The organism is Agromyces selenitireducens, from assembly GCF_052748465.2.
Genome location: NZ_CM188259.1, coordinates 2,023,568 through 2,044,150 on the forward strand (window position 1 = coordinate 2,023,568; position 20,583 = coordinate 2,044,150).

The following is a 20,583-nucleotide window of genomic DNA, read 5'->3' on the forward strand; positions in this document are numbered from 1 at the left end:
TCAGCGCGGCTCCTGGATGCGGACCATGTTGCCCGCGGGATCGCGGAACGCGCAGTCGCGGACGCCGTACGGCTGGTCGATCGGCTCCTGGGCGACCTCGGCGCCGCTGGCCTGCACCTGCTCGAACACGGCGTCGACGTCGTCGGTCGCGAGCACGATGCTCGCGTACGTGCCCTTCGCCATCATCTCCGCGATGGTGCGGCGTTCCTCCTCGGTCACGCCGGGGTCGGCGGCGGGCGGGTGGAGCACGACCGACGTCGCCGACTGTCCGGCCGGCCCGACCGTGATCCAGCGCATCCCGTCGTACCCGACATCGTTCCGCACCTCGAATCCGAGCGTGTCGCGGTAGAACTCCAGCGAGGCCTCGGGATCCGTGTGCGGCAGGAACGTGTACTGAATCGTGATGTCCATGTCGGCCACGCTACTGACGACCGGCGGCCGCCGCTTCTCGATTCCTGATCGGTCTGGTCACCCGCTTGGCGAGGACGGACGGGACGCCCTCCAGGGGGTGCGACGCCGTCCGGCGGTAGACGCTCGGCGACACCCCGACGAGCTCGGTGAATCGAGTGCTGAACGTGCCGAGCGAGGAGCAGCCGACGGCGAAGCAGACGTCGGTGACGCTCAGGTCGCCGCGCTGCAGGAGCGCCATGGCCCGCTCGATCCGTCGCGTCATGAGGTACGAATACGGCGATTCGCCGTAGGCGCGGCGGAACTCCCGGCTCAGGTGCCCGGCCGACATGTTCACCCCACGCGCGAGCGCGTCGACGTCGAGCGGCTGCGCGTACTCGCGGTCCATCCGATCGCGTACGCGACGGAGCCGGGCGAGATCGTTCAGGCGCTGTTCCTCCGCCGGACTGGTGCTCACGTGCGCGATGCTGCCACTTCGGGTGAGCGTTGTCCAGCACGTGGGCTCGGGGGTGCCGAACGAGCGATTCGAACGTGCGTTCGAGGCCGAACGACCCGACGCGGTCCCCCGCTCGGTGGAAGAATGACGCCATGTCCGCGAAGGTGGCGTTCGTGCTCGGCGGCGGCGGCGTACTCGGGGCCGTGCAGGTCGGGATGCTCCGCGCGGTGCTCGAGCGCGGCATCCGCCCGGACCTGGTCGTGGGCACGTCGATCGGCGCCATCAACGGCGCGATCATCGCCGCGGACGTGGACCGCAGCGTCGAGCGCCTGGATCATGCCTGGACGTCGAAGGACGCGCGCGTGCTCACCACGGGCCTCGGCGTACGGCCAGGACGCGCGCACGTCATGTCGCCCGGTCCGCTGCTGCGCCTGCTCGAGGGCGCGCTTCCGGAGGTGCGCACCTTCCGACAGCTCGAGGTGGCGTTCCGCTGCTGCGCCGCCAGCATCGAGCGCGCCGCCGAGCACTGGTTCACCGACGGACCCCTGATCCCCGCCGTGCTCGCCTCGGCCGCGCTTCCGGGCGTGTTCCCCGCGGTGCGGATCGGCGATGAGCACTTCGTCGACGGCGGCATCGTGAACTCCATTCCCGTCAGCGAGGCCGCCGCGGCCGGCGCGACCGAGATCTACGTCATGCAGGTCGGGCGGATCGAGTACCCGCTCTCGGCGCCGCGCAACCAGTTCGACAACGCCCGCGTCGCGTTCGAGATCTCCCGCCGGCACCGGTTCGCCCGGGACACCGCCGCGCTTCCCGCCGGAACGCGGCTGCACGTGCTCCCCACGGGAACCTCGAGCGAGCGCGACAACCGCATCGTCCGCAACCTCTCCCCGGCCGCGGTGCGGCGGCGCATCGAGAGCGCCCATCGCGCGGCATCCGACTACCTCGATCACGAGTCCGCGCCGATGCCGGCGACCGACGGCTCGCCGGCCTGATGCGCGTTCCGCCGACGTGGGTTCGTCGGCTCGTCCTCGCCCCCGCCGTCATCCTCGCGGCCGCGGTCTTCACGGCGTTCCTCCCGCTCTGGCTCGTCGTCGCGACCGCGGTGTCGATCTTCGTCGAGCCCCGACTCCGGACCCCCCGCCTGCTCTGGATGGGCTACCTGTACCTGCTGTGGGATGCCGCCGGGCTGATCGCGTTGTTCGCGTTGTGGATCGCCTCGGGCTTCGGGCGTGGCATCCACTCCCCCGGTTTCCGGCGTGCGCACTACCGACTGGTCGCGCGGATGCTCGAGTTCCTGTTCTGGAACGGGCGTGCGGTGCTGCGCCTCGACATCGACGTGCGCGTCCCCGCCGGGTTCCACGACGATGACGGTCCCCGAGTCATCGCGAGCCGCCACGCAGGACCCGGCGACTCGTTCATCCTCGTCCACGCCCTGTACCACTGGTTCGATCGGTCGCCCCGGGTCGTGATGAAGGACACCATGCAGTGGGATCCGGCCATCGACGTGGTCCTCAACCGGCTGCCGAACCGGTTCCTCGCCCCGGAGCCGGCACCGGACGCCCGAAGGACCTCCGACCATGTCCTGCAGGGGCGAATCCGCGAGCTCGCGAGCGACATGGGGCCACGCGATGCGTTGCTGATCTTCCCGGAGGGCGGCAACTTCACGGAGCGCCGCCGGACCGGCGCCATCGAGCGATTGCACGCGGCCGGCCTGCATGCGGCCGCCGAACGCGCCGCCCGCCTGCAGAACGTGATGGCCCCGCGGCCGGGGGGCCTGTTCGCCGCGATCGACGCCGCGCCGGACGCCGACGTCTTCTTCGTCGCGCACACCGGACTCGATCGGATCCGCACCATCACCGACGTGTGGAGGGAGCTGCCCACCGACAAGACCATCACCATGCGGTTCTGGGATGTCTCGCGAGCCGACATCCCGACCGACCACGACGAACGCAACGATTGGCTGCTGGCGGAGTGGGAGGAGATCGACGACTGGATCGAGGAGCACAGGCCCACGTCTGTCCCCGAGGCACGGCCCATCGCGCGGATCCGTCGTCGGCGCTCCTTCCCGTCCGAGCACCCGCGCCGAGTCCCGGGCGCGACACGCCGGGAATGACGCGTCGGCTCCGCGCTTCCGGCGAATCGCGGGCATACGCTGACCCCGAGCGCGCCACCCCGGGCGCGCCGGAAGGAGTCGTCGCAAATGTCGTCCCCGCAATCCAACAGCGCCTTCAGCGCCTTCGCGTTCGATTCGGCCGAGCTCACGAAGTCGGCGGTCAACACGATCCGCGTCACGCTCGGCATCACGGGCGTCCTCGCCCTCATCGCCGGGATCTTCATCACGTTCTGGCCCAAGGACTCGGCGATCGTCCTCACCGTGATGATCGGCATCTACTTCCTCATCGCCGGACTCGCCTACGTCGGGCTCGGCATCTTCTCCAAGGGCCTGTCGGGCGGCGCGAGAGCGCTCGACATCATCCTCGGCATCCTCTTCGTGATCGGCGGCGTGCTGATGCTGTCGAACCCGACCGAGAGCGCCGTCGTGCTCGGCATCTTCCTCGGCGTACTGGTCGGCATCCTCTGGATCGTCGAGGGCGCCGTCGCACTGGCACAGGCCGGCAGCTCGGCCTCGAAGGGATGGGCGATCTTCTTCGGCCTCCTCAGCATCATCGCCGGCATCGTGCTGCTGTTCTCGCCGTTCTGGGGCGCCGCGATCCTGTTCTGGGTGACCGGCATCGCGCTCATCGTGCTCGGCATCATGCAGATCGTGCGCGCATTCACGTTCGGCCGTGGCCTCCAGTTGTCCGCCTGAGTCCGGGGGGCTCGCGGGCGGGCCGCGGGGCCGGTCGTCTCGGATTCGACCGGCCCCGCCTTCCTGCCCGGGCTACCGCTCGGGCGAGAACCCTGAGACGTCGCCGACGTAGCGGGTGTGGTTCTCGGGCAGCGGGTCGACCGCCGCGGAGGCCACCTCGGCGGCGAACTCGGCCACGTTGTAGAGCTTGCCCGCGTCCTCCTTGCGGGCGGCGATCGCGCCCGGGTTCGCCCGCTCGAGCAACGTCGCGGTGATGGTGCCCTCGATCATGTCGCCGGAGACGACGACGAGTTCGACGCCCCTGGCCTCGAGCTCGGGCAGCTTCGCCCGGAGGGCGTCCTCGCCGGCGCGCTTGGACAGTGCCACGGGCTCGTACTCGGGCATGGTCGGCGTCGTGCGGATGAAGTGGGCCTGGTGGCTCGTGACGAACACGATGCGGGCCCGTTCCGCGAGGTGCGGGAGCGCGTTGTCGACCACGTTGACCTGCGCGTCGCGGTTCAGGCGCATCGCGTAGTCCTCGCCCATGCCGGTCTCCATGCCGCCGGACGCGTTGAGGACCAGGAGGTCGACGGGCCCGAGTTCGGAGACGGTGCGCGCGAAGAGGGCCTGCACCGACGCGGCATCCGTCAGGTCGGCGCCGACCGCGATCGCCCGGCCGCCGGCCGCGGTGATCTCGCTCGCGATCTTCTCGGCCCGAGGCGCCTTGCTGCGGTAGTTGATGACCACGGCAGCGCCGGCCCCGGCGAGATAGCGCGCCGTGTCGGCGCCGATGCCGCGAGACGATCCGGTGACGACGGCGACGCGGCCGTCGAGCGATCCGGGGGCGAGCGGGTTGGTCACGATGGGCTCCTCGATGCGTGGGATGTCTGCGCGCCACTCGGACGCGCCCCCGAGACTACCAACTCCCCCATGCGCGCCTGACGCGCTGCTAGGTTCGACAAGGGGTCGCGAAGGAGAGAACGTGGATGTGTTGACGCAGTACGCGTGGATCGCCTGGCTGGTGCTGATCCTCGTGTTCGCGACCATCGAGGTGTTCACCCTCGAGATGACCTTCCTGATGCTCGCGCTCGGCAGCGTCGCCGGGCTGCTGTCCGGCCTCACCGGCATCCCGTGGTGGGCTCAGTTCATCGTCGCCTCCGTCGTGGCGGTCGCGCTCATCCTCACCCTGAGGCCGTCACTGCTGCGGATGCTGCGCCGCGGCGCGGATCCGACCCGCAGCAACATCGACGCCCTCATCGGCGTCGAGGCGAAGGTGGTGCGCACGGTCACGGCCGCCGGCGGACAGGTCAGGCTCTCGAACGGCGACGTGTGGACGGCGAGGCTGTCGCCGGTCACCGAGCAGGCGGATGTCGCCGTGGGCGAGCTCACGCTCGTCACCGGTATCGACGGCGCGACGGCGGTCGTCGTGCCCATGGAGAGGAGCGCACAGGCGTGAACGACATCGGGCCCATCCTCACGCTGGTGGTCGTCGCGGCGATCGCGATCTTCGCGATCGTCGTGATCGCACGCGCGATCCGGATCATCCCGCAGGCGTATGCGGGCGTTGTGGAGCGACTCGGCCGGTATCACAAGACACTCACGCCGGGCCTCAACCTCCTCGTGCCGTTCATCGACCGGCTGCTGCCCCTCGTCGACATGCGCGAGCAGGTGGTGTCGTTCCCGCCGCAGCCGGTGATCACGGAGGACAACCTCGTCGTCTCGATCGACACCGTCGTCTACTTCCAGGTCACCGACGCGCGTGCGGCGACCTACGAGATCAACAACTACCTCGGTGCGGTCGAACAGCTCACCACCACCACGCTGCGCAACGTGGTCGGCGGGTTGAACCTCGAGGAGGCGCTGACCAGCCGCGACAACATCAACGGGCAGTTGCGCATCGTGCTCGACGAAGCCACCGGCAAGTGGGGCATCCGGGTCTCCCGGGTCGAGCTCAAGGCGATCGACCCGCCGCTGTCGATCCAGGACTCGATGGAGAAGCAGATGCGCGCCGAGCGCGACCGGCGCGCCGCGATCCTCACCGCGGAGGGCACGAAGCAGTCCGCGATCCTCGAAGCAGAGGGTGCCCGGCAGGGGGAGATCCTCCGCGCCGAGGGCGACGCGAAGGCGGCCGTGCTCCGGGCGCAGGGCGAGGCGGAGGCGATCCTCACCGTGTTCGACGCGATCCACAAGGGCGACCCCGACCCGAAGCTGCTCGGCTACCAGTACCTGCAGATGCTGCCGCAACTGGCCGAGGGCGCCTCGAACAAGCTCTGGATCATCCCGAGCGAGCTCACCGAAGCGCTCAAGGGCATCGGCAACGCCTTCACCCCCAAGCCCGGCGACCGCTCCCCCGGCTGAACACCCGGAAGTCGGTGATAGATTCGTCGAAGGGGCGATCACGATGGTGGACCTGAGCCAGTACCTCTGGATCATGTGGCTCATCCTGATCTTCGTCTGCGTGACGATCGAGCTCCTGACCCTCGAGTTCACCTTCCTGATGATCGCGTTCGGATCCGTCGCGGGACTCGGCGCCGACCTGCTCGGCTGGGAATGGTGGGCTCAGTTCCTCACCGCGGCCGCCGTCTCGGTGCTCCTGATCCTCCTGATCCGGCCGGTCCTGCTGAGATACATGCGACGGGGAGAAGATCCGACGCCGAGCAACGTCGCCGCGCTGGACGGCATGTCCGGTCTGGTGGTGTCGTCGGTGAGCGGCACCGGCGGGCTCGTCAAGCTCGCCAACGGCGAGACGTGGACCGCGCGCCTCGCGACGGGCTCCGATCGTGGCGTGCTCGAAGCCGGGGCCGCCGTGCGCGTGATCCTCGTCGACGGTGCCACCGTGGTCATCGCCCCCGTCGAGCGGGATCCCGCATGACGATCCGACCCGACCACACCGAGGAGCGCCGAGCATGATCAGCATCGACGGATTCATCACGCAGATCTTCATCATCGTCCTGCTCGTCGTCGTCGGGATCTTCGTCCTGGTCACCCTGATCCGCGCGATCCGGATCATCCCGCAGGCGTATGCGGGCGTGGTGGAGCGACTCGGCCGATACCACCGCACGCTCACGCCGGGGCTGAACATCCTCGTGCCGTTCATCGACCGGGTCCGCCCGCTCGTCGACATGCGCGAGCAGGTGGTGTCGTTCCCGCCGCAGCCGGTGATCACGGAGGACAACCTCGTCGTCTCGATCGACACCGTCGTCTACTTCCAGGTCACCGACGCGCGTGCGGCGACCTACGAGATCAACAACTACCTCGGTGCGGTCGAACAGCTCACCACCACCACGCTGCGCAACGTGGTCGGCGGGTTGAACCTCGAGGAGGCGTTGACCAGCCGCGACAACATCAACGGGCAGTTGCGCATCGTGCTCGACGAAGCCACCGGCAAGTGGGGCATCCGGGTCTCCCGGGTCGAGCTCAAGGCGATCGACCCGCCCCATTCGATCCAGGACTCGATGGAGAAGCAGATGCGCGCCGAGCGCGACCGGCGCGCCGCGATCCTCACCGCCGAGGGCACGAAGCAGGCCGCCATCCTGCAGGCCGAGGGTGCCCGGCAGGCCGAGATCCTCCGCGCCGAGGGCGACGCGAAGGCGGCCGTGCTCCGGGCGCAGGGCGAGGCGGAGGCGATCCTCACCGTGTTCGACGCGATCCACAAGGGCGACCCCGACCCGAAGCTGCTCGGCTACCAGTACCTGCAGATGCTGCCGCAACTGGCCGAGGGCGCCTCGAACAAGCTCTGGATCATCCCGAGCGAGCTCACCGAAGCGCTCAAGGGCATCGGCAACGCCTTCACCCCCAAGCCCGGCGACCGCTCCCCCGGCACCTCAGGCTCACCCACCGACCTGCCCGGCTGACCCGCACGTGGCGTCGCAATGGTTCGACCCGCCGAGGCCGCGCGTGCTGGCGCACCGGGGCCTCGCGCTCGACTCACCCGAGAACACCATGCTCGCGTTCGAGCATGCGGTCCGGGCCGGCGTCGAATACCTCGAGACGGACGTGCACGTGAGCGCCGACGGCGAGGCCGTGCTGGCTCACGACCCCACGCTTCGGCGGGTCGCCGTCGGGCGCGGCGAGCGCGTCGCCGACCTGCGGCTCGCCGACCTCCGGACCGTCGATCTCGGCGCCGGCCAGGGCTTCGCCACGCTCGGCGAGCTGTTGCACGCGTTCCCGAGCACGCGATTCAACATCGACGTGAAGACGGATGCCGGAGTCGAGCCGACCGTCGACGCGGTCCGCCGCGCCGACGGGGCCGACCGCGTGCTGCTCACCGCGTTCTCCGACGCCCGTCGCAGGCGGCTCGCCGCGATGGTCCCCGGGGTCGCCACGTCGGCGGGTCGCGCGTCGGTGCTCCGCGCGCGCGCAGCATCCGTCACCCGCAGTGCGCCGTTGCTGCGCCGCGCGGTCGCCGGCGCGCACGCGCTGCAGATCCCCGAGCGGGTCGGCCGGATCCGGCTGCTCTCACCCGCGCTCGTCGACTCGGCCCACGCGGCGGGCCTCGAGGTGCACGTCTGGACGGTCAACGACGAGGCCGACATGCGGCGACTGCTCGCCCTCGGCGTCGACGGCATCGTGACGGATCGCGCCGACGTCGCACTGCGCGTCGTCGCGGGAAACTGAGAGTCGCCCGGCAAAAGCCCAGCCCGCGGGAAGAGGATGCCCAGCTTGATCGTCTATACCTGAGTGACGATCGAGAGGAGTACGCCATGGCGGACCGGAGCCTTCGGGGCATGCGAATCGGCGCCCAGAGCCTGCAGAGCGAGGACGGCGTCGTGTTCGCCGACCGTGCGGACTACACGTACCAGTGCGAGGCGTGCGGCCAAGAGACGATCATGACCTTCTCGACGGAGGCGGAGACCCCCGAGATGTGGGAGTGCCGTCACTGCGGCGGTTCCGCGGTGCTGCTGGTCGACTCGAAGCCGGTCGAGATCGACCGGTCGGGCGAGAAGGTCGCCCGCACCCACTGGGACATGCTGCTCGAGCGCCGGACTCGCGCCGAGCTGGAGGAGCTCCTGGAGGAGCGCCTCAACTACCTGCGGGCCCGTCGAGGCCAGCAGAAGATCGGCGCCTAGGCCGCCGACTCCACGCCGTCGCCCCGCCCGGACCCCGTCCGGCGCGGGGCGTTCTGCTGTGCGGCGCGGACCCCGGCGATGACGAGTCCGGCGATGGCCCCGAGGGTGATGAGCGTCGGCACGAATCCGCCGAGCACCACCGACGGGGTGAACCCCTCGCGGAGCTCGACGTCGGTGACCATGGCACCGGCCTCATACGCGGGCAGCGAGTCGATCGTGCGACCGGCGGGATCGATGACCTGGCTCGTGCCGACCGTCGAGATGTTCACGACGCTCCGGCCCGTCTCGATGGCGCGCAGGCGCGCGATCGCAAGCTGCTGCTGGTTCTCGTCCGTGCCGCGGAAGTCGGCGTTGTTCGTCTGGAACAGGTACACCTCGGCGCCGTCGCGTGCGCCCTCCCAGATGAGTCCGTCGTAGATGACGTCGAAGCAGATCGCCAGGCCCGCGACGGCACCGTCGAGCTCGAACACGGGAGGCTCCGTCCCCGGCGAGTAACCGCGCTGGATGAGGCCCGTGAGCTCCGGGGCGAGCGCATCGAAGAACCAGCGGTCGGGGATGTACTCGCCGAACGGCACGGGGTTCCGCTTCGAGAACCGGTCGACGGCCCCCTCGCCGGCCTTCCACAGCAGGGACGTGTTGTAGAACCGCTCCTCGTCATCCACGGTGACCGTGTTCAGGACGATCGGGGCATCGAGTCGTTCGCCCAGGTCGTCGAACACGCGAGCCGCCTCATCGCTCCGGGTCGGGTCGATGTCGGAGCCGCCCTCCGGCCAGAGCAGCACGTCGATCCCGGGCTCGTCGAGCACCGGCTCGGTCGCCTCGAGTTGCGCGGCGAGCACGTCGCCCGGCTCCCGCTCGTCGAAGTAGCCCGACGGCCCATTGCCCTGGACGCTCGCGACCCGCAGCTCGCCGCTCGCCACGGTCGGCCACGCGGGAACGACCATCGCCGCGACGAGCAGCGCCGCCACGGGGACCGCGGTCCTGAGGTCGCGCCATCCTCGCAGCCGGACCCACTCGACGGCACCCGCGACGATGACCACCATGACCAGGCCGAGCCCGCTCGATCCGACCCAGGAGACCACCTGCGCGAACGGGCTCTCGGACTGGCTGAGTGCGGCTCGCCCCCACGGGAAGCCGCCGTACGGCAGTGTTCCGGTCGCCGTCTCGCGGAGGATCCACAGCCCGGCGACGAGCAGCGGGAGGAGCAGGAGCCGTGCCCAGCGCGACGAGGTGGCCCGCGGCACCCAACGGTACGCGAGTGCGATGAGCACCGCCCCACCTGCGACGAACCACGATTCGAGGATCGACAGCGCCAGCCACGGCACGGGGCCAAGGTACAGCGACGTCCATGACACGTGCGTGAGGTAGAACGCGAGCCCGAACGCCAGGCCGATGTGGAACGCCGCCCACGACGACCGGCCGATCAGCGCGACGAGCGCCATCGCGATGCCGGCGAACGCGAGCGGCCACACGCTCGCGCCCGGGAAACCGAGGTCGTACACGACGCCGCCGAGGGCGGACACGATGAGCGCCGCCCACAGCGGCATCAGCGGCCGGGTGGCGTCGACGGATGCCGCGGCCGTGGCATCCGTTCGCGTGGGCACCGCGCTCATGCCGCCGCACCGTAGGCGACCACGCCGCGACGCACCGCGTCGATCGCGGCGCGCGCGGTCGCACCGAGCTCGGCGTCGGCGACGATCGACACCTGGTCGAGCAGGTCGACGACCTGCTTGGACAGCCGCACGAAGTCGCCCGCGGCGAGCTCGGTCTCCGACAGGACGCTGCCGAGCGCCGCGCCCCGAGCCCACGCGTGCATGGCCGAGGCGAGCGCCGGCGACGGTTGCTCGGTGCCGGGCAGACGGTGGTCGCGCTCGACGTCGTCGAGCTCGCTCCACGCGTCGGTCGTGCGATCGAAGGCGATGCGGAACGGTCCCTTGGGCAGCCGGAACTGGATGCCGCGATCGTCGCGCCGCGGCTCGTACACGAGCGCTGCCGCCATCGCCGCGATGCCGGCCACGTCGAGCCCGTCCCACAGGCCGCGACGGAGCGACTCGGCGACGAGGAGGTCGCGTTCGCCGTAGATCCGCTTGAGGGTGCGGCCCGCCGCCGTCGAGACGAGGCCGCCCTGACCGTCGGATTCGAGGTACCCGAGCCGCTCGAGCACTTCCGCGACGCGGTCGAACCGCTTGGCGACCTGCCCGGTCCGAGTGCGGATCTGCCGGCTGAGGTCGTCGTGATCGCGCTTGAGGCGCCACCAGCGCTCCGCCCAGCGCGAGTGCTGCTCGCGCTCGGCGCAGCCGTGGCAGGGGTGCGCGCGCATGCGCTTGCGTTCGGCGGCGAGCTCGCGCTGCATCCGCTCTCGCTGGGCGTGCGTCGCGTTGCCCTTCGACTGCTGACGTTCGAGGTCGGAGATGCGCCGGCGCATCGCGGCGTACTCTCCGAAATCGCCGAGGTGGCACTGCATCGCCTTCTCGAAGCCGGCCATCGACTCCTCCTGCTTGCGCAGCGTGCGCGCGAGGTCGACGACGGCCCGGTCGGCCTGGAACTGGGCGAACGACAGCTCGAGCACCTGGCGCGTGCGTTCTCGACCGAACTGGTCGACGAGGTTCACGGCCATGTTGTAGGTCGGCGAGAAGCTGGAGTTGAGCGGATAGCTGCGGCGCGAGGCGAGTGATGCCACGGCCTCGGGGTCGAGTCCGTCGATCCACTGGATGACCGAGTGGCCCTCGACGTCGATGCCGCGGCGACCCGCGCGGCCCGTGAGCTGCGTGTACTCCCCCGGCGTGATGGGCACGCGCGCCTCGCCGTTGAACTTCTCGAGCTTCTCGAGCACGACCGACCGCGCGGGCATGTTGACACCCAGCGCGAGCGTCTCGGTCGCGAACACGACCTTCAGCAGCTTGCGCTGGAAGAGGTCCTCGACGATCTCCTTGAACGTCGGGAGCATGCCCGCATGGTGCGCCGCCACGCCCCGCTGCAGCCCTTCGAGCCACTCCCAGTACCCGAGCACGGCGAGGTCGTCGTCGCGCAGCATCCGCGCCCGCTCCTCGACGATCGCCCTGATCTCGTCGCGCTCGGCGGTGTCGGTGAGGCGGATGCCGCTGCGGAGCACCTGGCGGACGGCCTGGTCGCACCCGGCGCGCGAGAAGATGAAGACGATCGCAGGCAGCAGGTGCTTCGAGTGGAGCAGTGCGACGACATCAGGCCGATCGATGCGCCCGCCGCCCGGGCCGCCCTGGTGGAAGCGCCCCCGGTCGCTGCCGCGGCGGCCGCGCTCCGAGCGGCCACGGATCGATCGGCCGCCCGCGCGGGCCAGGCGCTGGAGTTCGGGATTCACCCGGTGCGTCGCCGCCTGACCCGACGAGTCGAACAGGTCGACGAGCTTGCCGCCGACGAGCACGTGCTGCTCGAGCGGCACGGGGCGCTGCTCCGAGACGATGACGTCGGTGTCGCCGCGCACCGCCTGCAGCCAGTCTCCGAACTCCTCGGCGTTCGAGACTGTGGCGCTCAGCGAGACCAGGCGCACCTCCTCGGGAAGGTGGATGATCACCTCCTCCCACACCGCACCGCGGAAGCGGTCGGCGAGGTAGTGCACCTCGTCCATGACGACGTACGCGAGCCGGTCGAGCAGCGGCGAATCGGCGTAGAGCATGTTCCGCAGCACCTCGGTCGTCATCACGACGATGCGCGCCGAGGAGTTGATGTTGGTGTCCCCCGTGAGGAGTCCGACGTTCCTCGCCCCCCAGGCCTCGACGAACTCCTGGTACTTCTGGTTCGACAGCGCCTTGATCGGCGTCGTGTAGAACACCTTCTCGTCGCCGGACAGCATGGCGAGGTATACGGCGTACTCCGCCACGACCGTCTTGCCGGCGCCCGTGGGTGCGGCGACGAGCACGCTGCGGCCCTCGTCGAGGGCGCCGCACGCGGCCCGCTGGAAGGGGTCGAGGTCGAAGGAGAGGTTCGCCGCGAACTCCTGCAGCCTCGGCTGGCGCCGTTGCTGCCGGGACAGGGCGTAGCGTTCCGCCGGCGAGAGGCTCATCACCCCTCCAGCCTAGACAGGCGTGCCGAACTCCCGCTCCAGGCGCTTGGCGACCCGCTTGTCATGCAGGTAGGCGATGCCGTACGCGCCGAAATACAGCCCGATCATGGGGATCGCCAGCATGAACATCGACACGACGTCGGCCGACGGGGTGGCGATCGCGGTGAACAGGGTGATGACGAGGATCGCCACACGCCACGACTTGATGATCGACGCGGCGCTGATGACGCCGGCGAGGTTCAGCAGCACGATGAACACGGGGACCACGAAGGCGATGCCGATGGCGAGCACGAGCTTCAGGACGAAGTCGTAGTACTCCTTCGCGGTGAGCAGCGATTCGCTGCCCTCCGGGACGAACCCGGTCATGAGCTTGACGATGTTGGGAAGGACGAACCAGCCGGCAGCGCAACCCGCGAGGAACAGCGGGATCGCCGACGCCAGGAAGATGAACGAGAACTTGCGTTCGCGCTGGTTCAGGCCGGGAACGAGGAACGCGAAGATCTGGTACAGCCACACCGGGCTGGAGATGACGATTCCGACCGTGAACGCCACCTGCAGGCGGAGATCGAACGCGCTGGAGATCGTCGGGAAGATGATGCCCCCGCCGCCCTGCGCCTCGGCCACCGCTTCGACGGGCGCCTGGATCGCGTTCCAGATGAAGAGGTCCGTCAGGATCCAGCCGACGACCGCCCCGAGGACGATGGCGATGGCAGACCTGAACAGCCGCTTCCGCAGCTCGACGAGGTGCGCGCCGAGCGACATCCGCTTCTCGCGGTTCGCGCTGCCGCGATCCTTCACGGCGGTCACAGGGCTAGGCGTTCGGGCCGGCGTCCGTGCGCTTCGCCGGATCGGCGGGGGCCGCGGACGCGGTGGGAGTGCTCGCCGCAGTCGACGAGGTCGTCGATGCTCCGCTCGCGGGCGCGTCGGTGGTCGCCGTATCGTCGGACGCGTCGGTGCGCTCCTCGGAGTCCGACCGGACCTCGCTCTTCAGGATCTTCATCGACTGGCCCAGGCTGCGCGCGAGCGCGGGCAGCTTCGGCGCACCGAACAGCAGCAGGATCACCAGGAGGATGATCAGCGCGTGCCAACCGGTGAAGGCGTTTCCAAACATAGGTGCTCGTCCAATTCTGGCGGGATGGTCCGGCCAGTCTACCCGGTCGATCCGGCGGTCCGCCTCACTCGGTCTCCGGGTCGCGGGTCGATTCGGACGGATCGTCCGGGTAGCCGGCCAGCCCGGCCTCCGCCCATTCCGCGACCACCGCGCGGGCCTCGGCGGGCGAGACGACCGTGACGAGGCCGGGAAGGCCCGCGACGAGCCGCTTGAGGCCGTGCACGTGCGCGAGTCGCAGCGTGACGCGCAGGCGGCCGTCGATCTCGGTCGTCGTGGAGTCGGCGAGGTAGTCGGCGAGCAACGGCAGGGTCGCAGGCGCGACGTCCACCACGATCTCGAGGTCGGTGTCGGACGCCTGGAACAGCGTCTCGGGGATGGCCCGATCGGAGTGGTCGGCGATCGGCTCCTCGGCCACCTCGAGCCCGCTCATGCGGTCGATGCGGAAGTTGCGCACGTCCTCACGCAAGTGGTCGAACGCCTGCAGGTACCAGTCCGCGCCGAGCGACGCGATGCGGAGCGGATCCACCCGTCGGTGCCGTCGCTCGCCGCGCGCATTGAGGTAGTCGAACTCGAGCTGCCGGCCGGATGCCACGGCGCGACGCACCACGGCGAGGGAGGCGTCCGCGGCCTCTTCGGCCACCGCCAGCCTGCTCGGCGCCGCAGAGGCCCCGGCCCGCAGCTTCTCGGTGAGCGCGGCCAGCGACGCGCTCCCGGCGTTCTCGGGCGACGCGGACAGGTACTGCAGGCCCGCGATGAGCGCCGCGGCCTCGCGTGCGGAGAGCCTCGGCGCATCGTCGATCGCGACGTGGTGGACGATCACGATGACGTCGTCCTCCTCGAACGAGTCCCAGTCGATGTCGAACAGGTCGTTCGGCTGGTAGGTGCCGGTCGCCCCGGGCAGGCCCGACGTGGCGATGAGCTTCACCGCGTCGCGGATCTCCTCCTCGCCGACGCCGAAGTGCGCCGCGGCCTCGGAGACGTCGACGACACGCTGCTCGAGCAGGTACGGCACGAGCGCGAGCAGGAACACGAGCTTGTCGGGGGCCCGCATACCGGCCGCTCGACGCGGCGACGGCCCCTTCATCGTGTTCCTCCCGCTCGGTGCGCGGCGGCGACGGCGGCGAGCCGCTCGCGCACCGCGCCCCGGAGCGGCGCGGGCGAGATCACGCGCACCTCCGGGCCGTACGAGGCGAGCTCGTCGGCGAACACGGCCGCATCGGTGTAGTGCAGGCGGATGACGCCGGCGTCCTCGTCGGACCGCACCGCCCGCTTCCCGAGCCGCACCTCGGCGTCGGATCCCGCGCTCACCGCGAGGTCGGCGACGTTCGCCTGCCGCAAGGCCTGGAGGTCGGCGAGCACGCGATCCTGGACGTCGGCGGGCGGCGGGTCGAACGCCGTGCCCGCGAGGGTGTGCACGTCGCCGACGATGCGCGACAGCAGGAAGGTGCGGGGCCCCGCTGCGTCGGCGTCGCGGCCGTGCAGGTGCCAGCGGCCCTCGTGCAGCACGACCGCGTACGGTTCCACCGTGCGCAGTCGCGGCTCGTGCTCCCCCGGCTTGAGGTAGCGGAAGCGGACGCGCTGTCGCTTGTCGAGCGCCTGCCGGAGCGGCTCGAAGGCGGCATCCCGCACCCGGAGCCGTGGCGCGTAGCCGATGACGGGCTCCCGCGGCTCGATGCCGAGCGAGCGGAGCTTCGTGAGCGCGCGCTGCGAGTCGGCCGACAGCGACGCCTCACGCCACACCTCGGCGGCGAGCCCGAGCAGCGCCAGCTCGTCGGGCGTGAAGCGCACGTCGACGGGGAGGTCGTAGTCGCCCTTCGGTATCCGGTACCGAAGGGCCTGGTTGTCGCCGGGCCGGTCGGGCGACTCGATCGTCTCGAGCGGGATGCCGAGGTCGCGGATCTCGTCCTTGTCGCGTTCGAACTGCCGCTCGAGGTTGGCATTGCCGCCGCGGTCGTCGTATCGCTCGGCGTAGCCGCGCACGGTCGAGAGGATCTCGGACTTCAGCAGCCCCGTCTCGGTCGCGAGCAACGCGAGCACGAGGCTGAACAGCCGGTCCTCGACCGGGATCCTCGGCTCCCCCGTGCGCTTGGATGTCGCCACGTCAGCGATCATACTGACCGGCGCACCGGGCGGAGGATGCGCCCGCCCGTCACACCACGCCGAGGATGTCGATGACGAAGAACAGCGTCGAGCCAGCGGGGATGCCCGGCTGCTCGGTGTCGCCGTAGCCGTCCTCGGGTGCGATCACGACGCCCACCTGGGACCCGACCGTCTGGCCGATGATCGCCTCCGAGAACCCAGGAACCACCTGCGATCCCTCGCCCTCGGCGACGACGAAGGCCGTGGGCCCGCCGTTCTCCCAGGTCGAGTCGAACACCTCGTTGTCGGACCAGAGCACGCCGGTGTAGTGCACGACGACCTGGTCTCCGTCCTCCACGACGTCCCCCGAGCCGGCCTTGAGCACCTCGACCTCGGTCGTCTCGAACGGCTCCGTGTCGGGCACCGTGATGCCGGGTCGACCATCGGGCGCCGTGACCACGGCGGGGAAGCCGTCGCGCGAGAGCTGCGGAGCGCCGTCCGCCTTCCGGAGGAAGGCGCGCTGCACGTCGAACACCGCCACGAGGCTGTCCTCGGGACCGATGCCGAGCTGCTCGTTGCCGGCTTCGCCGAACGCGTCGGCGGGCGGCACGACCACGGCGACGCGGGAGCCCTCACGCGCACAGCTCAGTCCCTTGGCGAACCCCGGGATGCCGCCGCCGCCGAGCAGGATCGGCACGGGCTCCTCCTCGCCGAACCCGCCGACGGTGAGCTCCTCGCCGGTCGACCCGTTGTAGACGGCGAGGCCCACCAGTGCCTGCTGGCCCGCCACGAGCCGGTCGCCGTCGCCCTCGATGACCTCCGTGCACTGGGTCTCCGACGGCGAGACCGGCGTCGGGAAGTCGACCCGGGGCTCGTCGCCGAAGTCGCCCTCGACCTCGATGAGGTCGGACGAGGCACCGGAGGTCGCCTCGGGTTCGGGTGCCGCGGTGCAGCCGGTGAGCGTGACCGCGACGGCGGTCGCGGTGGCCAGAAGCGCGAGCGGGAGTCGCACGGGTCCTCGTTTCGTCTGGGTGGAACGGGCGCAGACAGCCTAGTCGGCGTCGGCCGTCTCGGTGTCGGGTGGGGTGTCGTCGTCACCGCGCGAACGGCGGGCCGCGGCATCCGCTGCACGCGCGCGCTTGCGGAGCACCTTGTCGCTGACGTTGCGCTCGCCGAGGGCGCCCGGGGTCCAGGCCTCGAAATCCTCGTCGCTGAACTCGGTCTTCGACGGGCGGCGCTTGAGCTCGGGCAGCACCGTGCCGGGCGCGAGCCGGCGCGCGGTGAGGAGGAACCCGGTGTGGGCGATCATGCGGTGGTCGGGTCGGACCGCGAGGCCCTGCACGTGCCATCCGCGGACCATGGTCTCGCTCGCCTGCGGCTCGGTGTACCAGCCGGTCGCCCGGATCGCCTCGGCGACCCGCGAGAGCTGGGTGACGGTCGCGATGTAGCAGAGCAGCACGCCGCCGGGCTTCAATGCGGTGGAGACGGCGGCGACGCACTCCCAGGGGGCGAGCATGTCGAGCACCACGCGATCGACGGATGCCGCGGGCGCCTGCTCGGGCAGCGCCTCGGCGAGGTCGCCGAGCGTGATGGACCAGTTCGCGGGGTCCTCGCCGTGGAAGGTCGCGACGTTGCCGCGCGCGACGTCGGCGAACTCCTCGCGGCGCTCGAACGACAGCAGGCGACCGGCCGGGCCGATCGCGCGCAGCAGCCAGAGCGAGAGCGCACCGGAGCCGACGCCCGCCTCGACCACGGTCGCGCCCGGGAAGACGTCGGCCTGGGCGAGGATCTGCGCGGCGTCCTTCGGGTAGACGATCGCCGCGCCGCGCGGCATCGACATCACGAAGTCGCTGAGCAGCGGCCGGAGCGCGAGGTACTCGACGCCGACCTGGTTGGCGACGACGGAGCCGTCGGGCCGGCCGATGAGGTCGTCGTGCGCGATCGGCCCCTTGTGGGAGTGGAAGAGCTTGCCCGGCTCGAGCGTGATCGTGTGCAGGCGGCCCTTCGGTCCGGTCAGCTGCACGCGGTCGCCGGCGCGGAAGGGCCCGCTCGCCTCGCCGCGGCTCACGCGCGTTCCTTCGCGGAGGCCATGACGCGTGCGATGTCGTCGATCGTCCGGCCGTCGAGACTGTCCCAGATGACGTGCGCGGCGGCCGGGTCGAGCGGCACCATGTGCGGCACGCCGATCGCGACGGTGCCGGCGGATGCCGCGGAGCGCAGCCCCGGCACGGAGTCCTCGATCGCGACGCACTCGGCGATGTCGACGCCGAGTCGCTCGGCGGCCGTGAGGTAGGGCTCGGGGTGCGGCTTCGGCTCGGCGACCTCGTCGCCCGTGACGAGCAGGTCGAACGCCTCGAACGGGATGGCCGCGACGATGTCCTCGGCCATCGCGCGGACGGACATCGTCACGAGCGCGGTCGGGACAGCGGCGTCGCGCACCGACTTCAGCAGCGCCTGCGCGCCCGGTTGCCACGGCACGCCGTGCTCGGCGAGCTGCTCGCGCACGCGTGCGGTCAGTCGCGCGACGATGGTGTCGGCGTCGAGGTCGACGCCCGCCCGCTGGAACACGGCGGCGGCCTCCCAGAGGCCGGCGCCGACGACCTGCAGCGCGTCCTCGTCGGTCCAGTCACCGCCGAACTCGCGGACGAGTTCGCCCTCCGCCCGCATCCAGTACGGCTCGGTGTCGACGAGGGTGCCGTCCATGTCCCAGAGGACGGCGGCGGGGAGGGGTCTGATCACAACGGGCGATTCTATCCGCACGCCCTATTGTGGAGGTGAGCCCGGAGGTCCCGGGCTCGGGAAGCGGGGCGAACCGAGTGCACCAGCCGACCGGGTTCGAGGGCGGACGACTCCTCGTCGTCGCGTTCGAGGGGTGGAACGACGCAGGCGAAGCTGCCACCGGCGCCGCGAGGCTCCTCGCCGAACGACTCCGGCTCGCCGAGGTCGCCGCCGTCGATCCCGAGCTCTACTTCGACTACCAGTTCACGCGCCCCACGATCCAGGCCGAGCCCGACGGCACTCGCCGGCTGAAGTGGCCGGGTGCCGCGATCCTCGGCCCGAGCGGCATCCCCGCCGAGCCCGACGAGGAGGGCGTCACCGGCCCCGGCGCCGACACGCTGCACGTGCTCCTCGGGGCCGAGCCGGCCAGGACCTGGAAGGGCTTCGCCGCCGAGCTGGTCGATGCCGCGCTGTCGGCCGACATCGAGGGCATCGTGCTGCTCGGGGCGATGCTCGCCGACGCACCGCACACCCGGCCGCTCGCGGTGTTCGCCTCGAGCGAGAACCCGGAGGTGCGCGCCGCGCTCGGCGTCGAGCGGTCGTCGTACGAGGGGCCGGTCGGCATCCTCAGCGTCATCGCCGACCAGGCCGAGCGCGTCGGCATCCCGACGGTGTCGCTCTGGGCGTCGGTCCCCCACTACGTGCACAACGCACCCTCGCCGAAGGCCGTCCTCGCACTGCTCGGCAAGGTCGAGGAGCTCACCGGGCTCAGCATCCCCCGCGGCTCCCTCGAGGACGAGGCGAAGGAGTGGGAGGCGAGCGTCGACGCGCTCGCCTCCGACGACGACGAGATGGCCGGCTACATCCAGCAGCTCGAGCAGGCGCGCGACGCCGCCGACGCGCCCGAGGCATCCGGCGAGGCCATCGCGCAGGAGTTCGAGCGGTACCTGCGTCGACGCGGCGACCAGCCCGGCGGCGGTCCGTGGCGGCCACGCGACGGGGGCTGAGCCCACCGGCCGCTCCGCGGCATCCGCTCGCTGCTGCTACGCCCGCGCACTGCTAGAACGGCTGCAGGACGCCCGTGCCGAGCAGGACGAAGATCGTCGTCCCGAGCGCGATCCGGTAGATCACGAACGGCAGGAAGCTGCGCTTCGAGATGTAGCTCATGAAGAAGGCGATGACGAGCAGTGCGACGACGAACGCCACGACGGTCGCGACCGCCGTCTCGAGCGGGCCGTACACCGCCGGTTCGCCCCAGCTCTTGAACAGCTGGTAGAAGCCCGACCCGAACACCGCGGGAATCGCGAGCAGGAACGCGTACCGCGCCGCGGCAGCGCGCTCGTAGCCGAGCAGCAGGCCCATGGTGATCGTGCCGCCGGAGCGCGAGACGCCGGGGATGAGCGCGAGCGACTGGGCCAGGCCGAAGTAGATGCCGTGCGGGACCGTCAGGTCGTCGAGCTTGCGGCGCTTCGCGCCCGCCCAGTCGGCGAGGCCCAGCACGATGCCGAACACGATGAGCATCGTCGCGACGACGTACAGGGACCGGAAGACGGTCTCGATCTGATCCTGGAACAGCAGGCCGAGCACCACGATCGGGATCGAGCCGACGATGATGAGCCAGCCCATGCGCGCATCCGGGTCGTTGCGGGGCACGCGACCGGCCAGCGACCCGAACCAGTGGCGGATGATCCGCACGATGTCGCGCCAGAAGAACACGACCACGGCCGCCTCGGTGCCGAGCTGCGTGATCGCGGTGAACGCCGCCCCCGGGTCGGCCGCATTGGGCAGGAACTCGCCGAGGATTCGCAGGTGCGCGCTCGACGAGATCGGCAGGAACTCGGTGAGTCCCTGCACGAGGCCGAGGATGATCGCTTCGAGCAACTGGGTATCGCCTTCCGCCCTCCGGACGGCGGAGGGCACGGGACCGTCGTGGTC

Annotated in this window: 23 protein-coding genes; 10 read left to right on the plus strand and 13 right to left on the minus strand. The window is 70.7% G+C overall.

The features are described from left to right. Together ACULK4_RS09390 and ACULK4_RS09395 are read right to left on the minus strand one after the other, a co-directional pair. A complete protein-coding gene (locus ACULK4_RS09390) occupies positions 1–411 on the minus strand; it encodes a VOC family protein (RefSeq protein ID WP_445964167.1) in 411 nt (136 codons plus the stop codon). Positions 412–421: 10 nt separating this feature from the next. Beyond that, positions 422–865, minus strand: coding sequence for a helix-turn-helix transcriptional regulator (locus tag ACULK4_RS09395; RefSeq protein WP_445964168.1), 444 nt, complete (start codon positions 863–865; stop codon positions 422–424). Between the two features lie 131 nt (positions 866–996). Between ACULK4_RS09395 and ACULK4_RS09400 the strand changes: the two genes are divergently transcribed. From ACULK4_RS09400 to ACULK4_RS09410, 3 genes are all read left to right on the plus strand, one after another. Continuing rightward, positions 997–1,836 carry a patatin-like phospholipase family protein gene (locus ACULK4_RS09400; RefSeq protein ID WP_445964169.1) on the plus strand — a complete coding sequence of 280 codons (840 nt, stop codon included), beginning with the start codon at positions 997–999 and terminating at the stop codon, positions 1,834–1,836. Then, a complete protein-coding gene (locus ACULK4_RS09405; RefSeq protein WP_445964170.1) occupies positions 1,836–2,957 on the plus strand; it encodes a 1-acyl-sn-glycerol-3-phosphate acyltransferase in 1,122 nt (373 codons plus the stop codon). The genes ACULK4_RS09400 and ACULK4_RS09405 overlap by 1 nt, the downstream gene beginning before the upstream one ends. A gap of 87 nt (positions 2,958–3,044) precedes the next feature. Beyond that, complete coding sequence (locus tag ACULK4_RS09410) at positions 3,045–3,653, plus strand: HdeD family acid-resistance protein (protein ID WP_445964171.1); 609 nt, start codon at positions 3,045–3,047, stop codon at positions 3,651–3,653. 72 nt (positions 3,654–3,725) lie between these two features. Here the strand turns inward: ACULK4_RS09410 and ACULK4_RS09415 are convergent, their stop codons facing one another. Continuing rightward, positions 3,726–4,493, minus strand: a complete 768-nt coding sequence (locus tag ACULK4_RS09415) for an SDR family oxidoreductase (RefSeq protein WP_445964172.1) — start codon at positions 4,491–4,493, stop codon at positions 3,726–3,728. 121 nt (positions 4,494–4,614) lie between these two features. Here ACULK4_RS09415 and ACULK4_RS09420 point away from each other — a divergent pair, with 121 nt between their 5' ends. From ACULK4_RS09420 to ACULK4_RS09445, 6 genes are all read left to right on the plus strand, one after another. Beyond that, entirely contained in the window at positions 4,615–5,088 is a 474-nt protein-coding gene (locus ACULK4_RS09420) for an NfeD family protein (protein WP_445964173.1), read from the plus strand. 14 nt (positions 5,089–5,102) lie between these two features. Then, entirely contained in the window at positions 5,103–5,990 is an 888-nt protein-coding gene (locus tag ACULK4_RS09425; protein ID WP_445964702.1) for an SPFH domain-containing protein, read from the plus strand. A 43-nt stretch (positions 5,991–6,033) separates the two neighbouring features. Then, positions 6,034–6,504: an NfeD family protein gene (locus ACULK4_RS09430; protein WP_445964174.1), complete on the plus strand. Its 471-nt coding sequence runs from the start codon at positions 6,034–6,036 to the stop codon at positions 6,502–6,504. Positions 6,505–6,538: 34 nt separating this feature from the next. Next, complete coding sequence (locus ACULK4_RS09435; RefSeq protein WP_501043309.1) at positions 6,539–7,486, plus strand: SPFH domain-containing protein; 948 nt, start codon at positions 6,539–6,541, stop codon at positions 7,484–7,486. A 43-nt stretch (positions 7,487–7,529) separates the two neighbouring features. Next, positions 7,530–8,249, plus strand: a complete 720-nt coding sequence (locus tag ACULK4_RS09440) for a glycerophosphodiester phosphodiesterase family protein (protein WP_445964176.1) — start codon at positions 7,530–7,532, stop codon at positions 8,247–8,249. A gap of 86 nt (positions 8,250–8,335) precedes the next feature. Further along, positions 8,336–8,701, plus strand: a complete 366-nt coding sequence (locus tag ACULK4_RS09445) for an RNA polymerase-binding protein RbpA (RefSeq protein ID WP_445964177.1) — start codon at positions 8,336–8,338, stop codon at positions 8,699–8,701. Here ACULK4_RS09445 and lnt read toward each other — a convergent pair. The 9 genes from lnt to ACULK4_RS09490 form a co-directional block, all read right to left on the minus strand. After that, positions 8,698–10,314 carry an apolipoprotein N-acyltransferase gene (gene lnt / locus ACULK4_RS09450; RefSeq protein WP_445964178.1) on the minus strand — a complete coding sequence of 539 codons (1,617 nt, stop codon included), beginning with the start codon at positions 10,312–10,314 and terminating at the stop codon, positions 8,698–8,700. The two genes, ACULK4_RS09445 and lnt, sit on opposite strands and share 4 nt — an antisense overlap. After that, positions 10,311–12,740, minus strand: a complete 2,430-nt coding sequence (locus ACULK4_RS09455; protein WP_445964179.1) for a DEAD/DEAH box helicase — start codon at positions 12,738–12,740, stop codon at positions 10,311–10,313. Before ACULK4_RS09455 ends, lnt begins: the two co-directional genes overlap by 4 nt. Positions 12,741–12,752: 12 nt before the next feature. Continuing rightward, positions 12,753–13,502: a twin-arginine translocase subunit TatC gene (gene tatC, locus ACULK4_RS09460; RefSeq protein WP_445964703.1), complete on the minus strand. Its 750-nt coding sequence runs from the start codon at positions 13,500–13,502 to the stop codon at positions 12,753–12,755. Between the two features lie 49 nt (positions 13,503–13,551). Further along, a complete protein-coding gene (gene tatA / locus ACULK4_RS09465) occupies positions 13,552–13,851 on the minus strand; it encodes a twin-arginine translocase TatA/TatE family subunit (RefSeq protein WP_445964180.1) in 300 nt (99 codons plus the stop codon). Positions 13,852–13,915: 64 nt separating this feature from the next. Further along, positions 13,916–14,902: a helix-turn-helix transcriptional regulator gene (locus ACULK4_RS09470; RefSeq protein ID WP_445964181.1), complete on the minus strand. Its 987-nt coding sequence runs from the start codon at positions 14,900–14,902 to the stop codon at positions 13,916–13,918. Positions 14,903–14,931: 29 nt separating this feature from the next. After that, positions 14,932–15,951 (minus strand): helix-turn-helix transcriptional regulator, encoded by a 1,020-nt coding sequence (locus ACULK4_RS09475; RefSeq protein ID WP_445964182.1) that lies wholly within the window; start codon positions 15,949–15,951, stop codon positions 14,932–14,934. A 49-nt stretch (positions 15,952–16,000) separates the two neighbouring features. Next, entirely contained in the window at positions 16,001–16,942 is a 942-nt protein-coding gene (locus ACULK4_RS09480) for an FKBP-type peptidyl-prolyl cis-trans isomerase (RefSeq protein WP_445964183.1), read from the minus strand. A gap of 39 nt (positions 16,943–16,981) precedes the next feature. After that, positions 16,982–17,998 (minus strand): tRNA (adenine-N1)-methyltransferase, encoded by a 1,017-nt coding sequence (locus tag ACULK4_RS09485; protein WP_445964184.1) that lies wholly within the window; start codon positions 17,996–17,998, stop codon positions 16,982–16,984. Next, on the minus strand, positions 17,995–18,669 hold the full coding sequence (locus tag ACULK4_RS09490; RefSeq protein WP_445964185.1) for an HAD family hydrolase: 675 nt from the start codon (positions 18,667–18,669) through the stop codon (positions 17,995–17,997). The genes ACULK4_RS09485 and ACULK4_RS09490 overlap by 4 nt, the downstream gene beginning before the upstream one ends. Before the next feature lie 77 nt (positions 18,670–18,746). Here ACULK4_RS09490 and ACULK4_RS09495 point away from each other — a divergent pair, with 77 nt between their 5' ends. Next, positions 18,747–19,655: a PAC2 family protein gene (locus tag ACULK4_RS09495; RefSeq protein WP_445964186.1), complete on the plus strand. Its 909-nt coding sequence runs from the start codon at positions 18,747–18,749 to the stop codon at positions 19,653–19,655. Positions 19,656–19,707: 52 nt separating this feature from the next. Here ACULK4_RS09495 and ACULK4_RS09500 read toward each other — a convergent pair whose 3' ends face one another. Continuing rightward, positions 19,708–20,568: an undecaprenyl-diphosphate phosphatase gene (locus ACULK4_RS09500; protein ID WP_445964187.1), complete on the minus strand. Its 861-nt coding sequence runs from the start codon at positions 20,566–20,568 to the stop codon at positions 19,708–19,710. Positions 20,569–20,583 lie beyond the last annotated feature (15 nt).